Annotated in this window: 9 protein-coding genes; 4 read left to right on the top strand and 5 right to left on the bottom strand. The window is 41.9% G+C overall.

Translation table 11 applies throughout. From position 1 onward, the window contains the following. Positions 1–79 precede the first annotated feature (79 nt). Complete coding sequence (locus ACFE90_RS33305) at positions 80–424, bottom strand: hypothetical protein (protein ID WP_181374237.1); 345 nt, start codon at positions 422–424, stop codon at positions 80–82. A gap of 299 nt (positions 425–723) precedes the next feature. On the opposite strand from ACFE90_RS33305, the gene clpS reads away from it, so the two are divergent. From clpS to ACFE90_RS33320, 3 genes are all read left to right on the top strand, one after another. Next, complete coding sequence (clpS, locus tag ACFE90_RS33310) at positions 724–1005, top strand: ATP-dependent Clp protease adapter ClpS (protein WP_100899825.1); 282 nt, start codon at positions 724–726, stop codon at positions 1003–1005. A 71-nt stretch (positions 1006–1076) separates the two neighbouring features. Continuing rightward, positions 1077–1910 (top strand): lysostaphin resistance A-like protein, encoded by an 834-nt coding sequence (locus tag ACFE90_RS33315; protein WP_375506578.1) that lies wholly within the window; start codon positions 1077–1079, stop codon positions 1908–1910. Further along, the gene (locus ACFE90_RS33320; protein WP_375506579.1) at positions 1907–2839 is read left to right on the top strand and encodes a pentapeptide repeat-containing protein; all 933 of its coding nucleotides are present in this window, start codon (positions 1907–1909) and stop codon (positions 2837–2839) included. The genes ACFE90_RS33315 and ACFE90_RS33320 overlap by 4 nt, the downstream gene beginning before the upstream one ends. Before the next feature lie 365 nt (positions 2840–3204). On the opposite strand, the gene ACFE90_RS33325 is transcribed toward ACFE90_RS33320, so the two are convergent. From ACFE90_RS33325 to ACFE90_RS33340, 4 genes are all read right to left on the bottom strand, one after another. Next, a complete protein-coding gene (locus tag ACFE90_RS33325; protein ID WP_375506580.1) occupies positions 3205–3447 on the bottom strand; it encodes a hypothetical protein in 243 nt (80 codons plus the stop codon). 51 nt (positions 3448–3498) lie between these two features. After that, positions 3499–4137, bottom strand: coding sequence for a pentapeptide repeat-containing protein (locus ACFE90_RS33330; RefSeq protein WP_375506581.1), 639 nt, complete (start codon positions 4135–4137; stop codon positions 3499–3501). Then, entirely contained in the window at positions 4134–5531 is a 1398-nt protein-coding gene (locus ACFE90_RS33335) for a DICT sensory domain-containing protein (RefSeq protein ID WP_375506582.1), read from the bottom strand. Before ACFE90_RS33335 ends, ACFE90_RS33330 begins: the two co-directional genes overlap by 4 nt. Positions 5532–5632: 101 nt before the next feature. Then, positions 5633–7222, bottom strand: a complete 1590-nt coding sequence (locus ACFE90_RS33340; RefSeq protein ID WP_375506583.1) for a photosystem II high light acclimation radical SAM protein — start codon at positions 7220–7222, stop codon at positions 5633–5635. Between the two features lie 589 nt (positions 7223–7811). Here ACFE90_RS33340 and ACFE90_RS33345 point away from each other — a divergent pair. After that, a complete protein-coding gene (locus ACFE90_RS33345) occupies positions 7812–8207 on the top strand; it encodes a DUF1830 domain-containing protein (protein WP_375506584.1) in 396 nt (131 codons plus the stop codon). Positions 8208–8285: the final 78 nt, after the last annotated feature.

An 8285-nucleotide genomic window follows, 5' to 3' on the forward strand; every position in this document is an offset into this window, starting at 1 on the left:
ACTTGCAACAAGTCTTTCCCCTTGTCCCCAATTCTCCTTGTCCCCAAGTCCTCTTTCCCCATGCCCAATGCCCTAATCCCTATTGGTATGCTTGCCAAAGTTGGTGAATAAACTGATTGAGTTGCTGCTTGGCGGCTGAGTCAGGTTCAGTTTTTGGTTCTTTTGCTAAAACTTGGCTCAAGAAGGTAATTACTTCTGTATCTAATGCTGGCCGAAATAAATTGGCAGGCCAAAGCAGGTCAGATGCATCTCGCAAATCGGTAATTAGCGGCGATTCTTGAATGAAAGTAACCATTAATAAAGGACGTACCCAGCACAACTGGCGGGAAACTACGAATTGAATGACTTCTGCATACAGATTCCTGTCGCCATGCTCTAAAGACACAATTTGTCCTGGTTGAAGAAAATTTAGGCTAATGTCCATCATTATGCAGTTTGGGCAGCGACAACGATTGTTTTGTAACTTGTTTAATTTAAAAGTGAGAATGCGCTACTTTTAAAGGAACTTCTGTAACATTAGGGTAGCACTCTCACGGCAACCATGTCTTAAGACATGTGCCTCACAAGTGCCTACGCAAAACTAATACGACCAATCCTTGGCAGCAAAGGGTTTTTCTAGCATAGTATCTCAACAGAAATACTATAGAATAGGTAAATAACTGTTAAGCGATCGCTACACAGATACTTTGTAGTAGTGAATCAACAAGAAAAGAGCAAAGAGCCGTGTCAGTTGAAACCATTGAAAAGCCTTCCACAACCCGTAAGCTCGCGCCTCGATATCGCGTCTTGCTCCATAACGATGACTACAACTCAATGGAGCATGTTGTACAGTCATTAATAGCCACTGTACCTAGCCTTACCCAACCCCAAGCTGTGAGCATCATGATGGAAGCTCATACTAACGGGCTAGCTTTAGTTATTACTTGCGCTCTAGAACACGCTGAGTTCTATTGCGAAACATTGAAAAGTCACGGTTTAAGTAGCACCATTGAACCTGATGAATAGTCATTAGTTATTGGTCATTGATCATTGGTCAAAATTTAGAGTATTGACTGGTGATTGGTGACTTACTTTGTATGAAAAAAAACCTTGTCCGTTTAGCTGAACGCCCTGCCCCTATTAGGCTGGGTTCTTTTATTTTGGCTTTATTGCTGTTATGGTTGCCATTGGCTGCACCAATATACTTTCTAGTGCATGATTCAAACTTAGAAAGTATATTGACATTGGTATTGTTATATGCGATATTTGTTTTTCTCCTGAGACTATGGGGCAAATATGTCTACCAACAGACCCAAATTCTGCGGCATTATGGCTTAGAATTCACGCGGCAAAACGGTGTGGATTTGCTGCGTGGGTTAGCTGTGGGGATAATTAATATTCTGATACTTTTTGGGGTAGAAAGTTTATTAGGTTGGTTGGTGTGGCAACAACCAAAAGTTTTTTTGTTAAAAGTAATTTTAGAGGGTTTACTTGTTGGCTTAGGCATCGGTTTTGCTGAGGAATTGTTATTCCGAGGCTGGTTGTTAGATGAATTACAACGAGATTACAGTCTGCGTATGGCAATGTGGACAGATGCAATTGCGTTTGCTACATTGCACTTTATTAAACCCTTGGAGGCAATTATTCATACACTGCCGCAATTTCCAGCTTTAGTACTGCTGGGGTTAACGCAAGTATGGGGAAAGCGTTGGCGGAGGGGACGCTTGGGTTTTCCAATTGGTTTACATGGTGGTTTAGTTTGGGGTTACTACATTATTAATGTGGGTAAATTAGTGAAATATTCTGGCCAAGTTCCTGATTGGGTAACTGGTGTGAATAATAATCCCCTACAAGGAGTGATGGGGGTGTTGTTAATGAGTGTACTAGCTTTGTGGATACGAGGGCGAACTGAGCGATCGCGTCATATATGAAAATAAAAATATTAATTGTATCAGCTTTATTACTTACTTTTCTTTCTGGTTGTAAAGATTGTCAGGCTAAAAAAACTTCAAATCCCGCTCATGTAAAGCAGTTACTAACAACTAAAAAATGCCCCAAGTGTGATTTAGGTGGTGCTGATTTAACAAATGCTGATTTAGCTGAAGCAGATTTAAGAGAAGCTGAACTAACTAATGCTAAATTAGACGGAGCCAATCTACAAGGGGCTGATTTAACTAAAGCTGAACTAAGATGGCGAGATGATGTTGGCGACAAAGGGAAAATGGGTATATCAGAAATTGGTGATGATTACTGCAATGTTACCTATGAGGCTTCATTCAAAGGAGCTAATTTGAAGGGAGCTAAATTTATTCAAACTGACCTATCAGGTTTGGATTTCAGCGAAGCCAATCTGAGTGATGCTGATTTGACTAATGCAAAACTAAACTCGGCAAAACTCAATAAAGTAAATTTGGAAAAAGCTAATTTAAATAGCGCTTCCTTAGAGTCAGCAGAACTATATGATGCTAATCTAAAAATGGCAATTTTACAGGGTGCGAATTTAAGTTTGAGTAGGTTGGGTGATGCAAATCTCAAAGAAGCTAATCTTACAAATGCTAATTTAGATCATAGTTCACTTTTAGGTGCAAACTTGCAAGAAACACAGTTGATAAATGCTAATTTGGAAGCAGCTAAACTGAGCGGTTATCTTATTGATACTAATCTAAGTGGAGCTAACCTGAGCAGTGCTTCTCTAAAAAATGTTAATTTACAGAAGGTTATCTACGATTCTCATACTATTTGGCGTGGAGCCTTTTATAGCGAGCTTACACAGTTCCCTAGTGGATTTAATTCTCTAAAAAAGCAAATGGAATTTGAGAAGCAATTTATTTATCAGGAGAAGAATCAGAGTAAGCACTAACTTACAGCACGCACCATTAAATATCCCCCCGTGGAAAGCTAGCCCATTCTTCACTACGGACTACATCAATTTCCTCCGTAGAAGGTGCGTTTCCTAAATCAGCACATAGCTTCCACAAGGATTGGCGGGGAAGGGTAGAGAGTTTATCTGTTAACTTGCGTTTTATATCAGGAGCAATTTGCTAGATCAAACGCACTTTGTCCACAGTTGAAAGCTGCTTTGCTAGTTTGATAACTTCTTGTATACTCACAAATTTTCACCTGCTTCATCTGCAAAAATTTTAACAATAGCTAAGAATTCTGCAAAACGGTGAAACCGTGACCTTCGGATGAGAATAAAAACTAATTCACGTTGGGCGATCGCATCTAAGCCACATTTTTGACTGAGATAATTCCTTCACCACACCACTGGATTAGTAGCCATCTGTCAGAATATTTATCTAATGCTGGCTTGAGACGGAAATTAAAAACCTCTTGCCATACCTCTACTCTATACTGGAATACAAAATCTGCCTCTAGTTCTTTGAAATGTTCCCATTGCCGATTTGCGATCGCAGTCAACATAGGAATAATTGCGGTAATTGAGACTTGTACGGCGACGGGTGTCATTTGCGGAAATTTTAACAATACCCAAGTATACTGGGCTTTTTGGTAGAATCTTTATGTAAGAGTCTCAACCACAGTACCCACTACACACGCCTTATTCAAATTAACGCCGCTCAAATTTGCACCTTCTAACTCTGCACAAAGCAAATTCGCTCCTGAAAAATTCGTCCCTGCCAAATTTGCCCCTCGCAAGTCCGCTTCTTCCAGGTTTGCTTCACTCAACAAAGCCCCTTGTAAATCGGCACGACTCAAGTCTGCACCTTTGAGATTTGCTCCAGTCAGGTTTGCACCGCGCAGATCGGCACCGCGCAAGTCAACGCCTTGTAAGTTCACATTCATCAAATTGGCACCACTTAAGAAAGCACCCGCCAATGACACATCACTGAGTCTTGCTCCCATCAAGTTAGCGCCACGCAAATTGCTACCCCGCAAGTCAGCACCTGTTAAATCTGCTTGCATCAGGTTTGCTCCCATCAGGTTCGCCCGTAAGTCAGTTTCTTGGAGGTTGGCTCCCATCAAATTTGCCCCCTCCAAATGCCCGCCTTCGAGTTTGGAAGCAGCGAAATTAGTGCCGACAAGGGTAGCACCAGCAAGATTAATCCGGCTTAAATCCAGTCGGGAGAGTTCCTCGTCTTCTAAATTTGCCCCTGGAAGTTGTTTGAGTTTTCCTAATTTAATGGCTTCAATATTCATGTAAAGTAACTACCAATCTCCTCACTTATCTTGCTGTGGCTATCCCATTGGGAATCAAGTATCCAGATACCGGCGCTGACTTTGGGTGTCATCAAGGGTAAGTCGAGTCCCTGTTGTAAACCCATAACTAATAAAGCTAGGGTATCTACAAGTTTAGGGTCAAAGCGGGTAGATTGTTGCTGTCTGCACTCATCTAAAGCTTGAGTAAATATCTGTTCCTGGCTTTGATTTGAGGATTTTTGCTGATTGACTCGCCACTGAAAATCTGCCAATAATGCCAAAATTCTTGACTCTAAAGGAATTTCATCTCCAGCTAAACCTGCTGGTTCCCCTGTGCCATTCCACCACTCGGTTTGGTGAGTGATAATTTGGGCAACTGCTCGCAGTCTTGGCATGGTTCGCAAAACTTGCGCCCCCGGTACTAAGGGACAAGTTAAGGGACAACTGGGAGCATCTTCTTGGTAACGTGTAGCTATACCGCCACTGAGTACGCTTTCTGCTTTCTGTAACGGATCTATGCGATGCAACAAAGCCGCTAGCCGTAACCTCTTAATCTGCCATGCAGGAAGATCCAAAAGCTGTCCGATCGCTTCAGCAAGAACTACTACTTCCGCAGCTGCCATTGGATTGTTGACATCTGCCATATCCATCAGTTGTGCCATTCGCAAAAAGGCTTGGATTTCGTTAGAAACCAAGTTGCGATCTAGGGTTTGTTTCTGAAGCGCTGTAGGGATGGATAAATTATCTTGCCCAGTCTGGAGGTAATCTACTACACGGGAGACAACTGCACCTAAATTTTGGGATCTGTCCATTGAAGGTACAATTTGTTGTTTATCGGCTGTGAGCTTTTCCGCCAATTCTGGGTTGTATTTTTTGATGTGAGCGATCGCTATTTCTGCTGTATCTTGCACTAACTCTGGTTCAAATGTCCACAAGCCATAGAATTTACGCTCTAAGTCTGATGTCGGTACTCCAGTGCTGCCATAATCAGCCTCTGACAATTCTTGACAGATTACCATTGCTGTGTATTTAGGCGATAAAATAATTAAGTGCCACTCCTGAGCTACTGGATCGACTGAATCTAATGCCACTAAGTCGACATTGGGTAAAAGGCTTGTGGGATGTTCAGCAAAGCCAGATTCAGCAGCAGCCATAATGACAATTTCGCCACTGCGCTGGGCGATATCTGCATATCGCCGGGCTTCTTGTAGATACCATTTCCCCTGTTGAAAGGCTGTGATAACTAAGGGTGTACCGTCGTCGGTTAAGATATGGTCTTCAAGAGCATGGCACAGGGCAACTAAGGTATTTTTGTAATAAACACCGAATCGAATTGGCCTGGTGGTGTGGCGATGGGCTGTTTCTAGCTTTTGTAGGATTGAACCTTCTAACATGGGATTGGGTGAAAATAACCGCAGAGGGGGAGTGAGTAGGGTAGGGGGTAGGCGCGAGACAAGGAGATAAAATTTGCTCTTGTCTAATTCTGGGAATTTTATCAAACAGCTGCTAACTGTTTGTCTTTTGTCTCTATTGGTGCAGAAAGTGCTGCTTCTAAGTCGGCACAACCCAGCTTTTCTTCTAAAATTTTCATGACTTCGCGTCCGAAATCATTAGGGTTTTGTTGCCAAGCTTGCAAGCAGACTTCTCCAAAGAATGAACCAAGAGGTTCAGGATTCCAAAGGAGCTTTTTGGCTGTCCACGGCATCAAACTCATTGGATCATACCCTGGTTTGAGGATGCCTTCTTTGAAAGCATATTCTTCTAAATGGGTATGGGGTTGCAATCCAATAAAGAAAATGGCAGGTTCGACTTTATCAGCACCAAAAATCCGTTCTAGTTCTCGGTGGTAGGCGATGGTTTGGCGGATGGTTTCGGGACGTTCGTCAATGACGTTAAAGGAGTAGTTGACGGAAACTAAATCGTTGAAACCAGCTGCTTTCAAGTCGCGGCAGTTTTGCAAAACGGTTCGCAGATTATACCCCATCCGCATTTTCCGCACGAGTTCTTGAGAACCACTAGTAATGCCGATTTCAAAGTAGTTCATCCCGGTTTTCGCCATCAAGTCGCACAACTGGGGTGTCAAATTGTCGGCTCTGATATATGCTGCCCAGTGGATGTCTGTCATACCAGAATCGACGATTTTTTGCAAAAGTTCTATGGCATCGTCGATAAATTTTCTGGCTGGGATGAATTGGGCATCGGTAAACCAGAAGTTGCGAATGCCGCGATCATATAATTGGCGCATCTCAGCCACTACTTCATCTGCTGGGTTGATGCGGACTTGTTTACCTTCAACGACAGTATAGACGCAATAGCAGCAGTTGTGAGGACAACCACGCTTAGTTTGTACACCTATATAAAAGTCTTCTTCTTGGAGATAAAAGTTAAATTCCGGCCAGATGCTTTCGATATAGTCGTAGTTACAAGCTGTTTTTTCTAGTGGAGTGGGTTGTTCGTGAATTAGCCTTTCCCGTGGTTGAGTTTCTCCCGCAATGTAACAGCGTTCATCTCGAAAATCTCTGCCACCTAAAAGTTTTTCTAGAAGGGTTTCCCCTTCACCCACAGAAATAATTGTCCCTTGGGGTAAGCTTTTACCCAACTGTTCGTAAAAGACACTAACTGCACCACCACCGACAACTACACGCGCATGAGAATTATATTTTTGGGCACGCTTTAAACCGCGTTTGATTAAGCCCTGATTGCGCCATAACTCTACATAGTAAGCGATGAAGATTCGCAAACCGCCCAATCCTCCGCGTAGTTTCAATAGAGGATTCTTCGCGTAGTAAAATTCAAAGGCGTTTTGTAGTGGGTTCCCACCGCGTCCACCAACTGGGGCATAAATTTGAATATCCCGCCATGAGAATACTAGCAGTGTCGGTTTAAATTCATCGATACAGCGATCTAGAGCAGAACTGTAGTCTAAAGGTGGCACTGTTCCCAAATCAAAAATGCGCTGTTCAATATTAGGGAACTGTTTGTGGACGTGGTCGCTCAGGTAGACAACCCCAATGGGAAAGATAGGGTTACAAGGAAGGCGAACGTAAAGAATTCGATTTTCCATCATCGGTGTTTTGACTTCCATCTTGCCAATCTTTGGGGAAAGCGAGATAAATTCCAGTTTTAAAGCGTGTTTTTGTTTTGTCTACTAATCTCTGACAATCTTGCTTGACATTGAAGCAGATTATTGATAAGTGTGAAACTTGTGTTCACAGATGTAAAAATCAATAAAATTGCTTTCTACACCAAACGCATGGCATCAAGAGAGGTTTTATGAAGACATTTTTCATATAGCTTTACGATAACATCGAGTTCATTCATAAAGCGATGATCCCAAGCTTTTAATCCTGCGATAGATGAAACACAAAAATACACTCCTGAACTAGGCTCAAGCTAAGGGTATCTTCACCATACCTACCTACCCTGTAATTATCTGTCCTAAAGAAGTTAAAGATTTTTTGCCAGAAATTAAAAATTTAAAGATGTTCGTATAGTGTAAAATTGCAGACAAACCATAAATTTTTACAAAATTTTTAGAAACTGCGATATATCTTAAAGGTAAAAATAATCTATAAAAGTTCAGTTGGTAGTCGCAGCTACAGCAACTGGGGATCGGGCAATGCTAGGCTTGGCTAGTGTAATGTAAAATTGTGGCGTAAAGCTCCTCAGCAGTTATGGCTCAAATATTAGATCCTCTACCACCTGAGCAATCGGGAAAAATTCTCTGCTGCTACATTAATGCCACGAGCAAAATACAGGTAGCTCGCATCTCCAATATTCCCAACTGGTACTTTGAAAGGGTTGTTTTTCCTGGACAACGTTTAGTGTTTGAAGCTCCGCGAAAAGCTCAATTGGAGATTCATACAGGGATGATGGCAAGTGCAATTTTATCCGATAAAATTCCGTGCGATCGCCTAATGCTCGACGAACCCAGCGTTTATGAGTTTGATACAGACTCATCAGATGAAAAAAACCTTATTAATACCAGGTCTATAGGGCAGCAAATTAATACAAAAATCGGAGATACTACAAAACCCTTACAATTCCTTGGTTTAGCATCGGTTGATTAAAAAAAAAATTTACTACATTTAAGGGTTGCTAATTCAGCAGCCTTTTTTGTTTATTATTTATTGAGAATTGGGCATGGG

Source organism: uncultured Nostoc sp., assembly GCF_964245445.1.
Taxonomy (GTDB): Bacteria; Cyanobacteriota; Cyanobacteriia; order Cyanobacteriales; family Nostocaceae; genus Nostoc.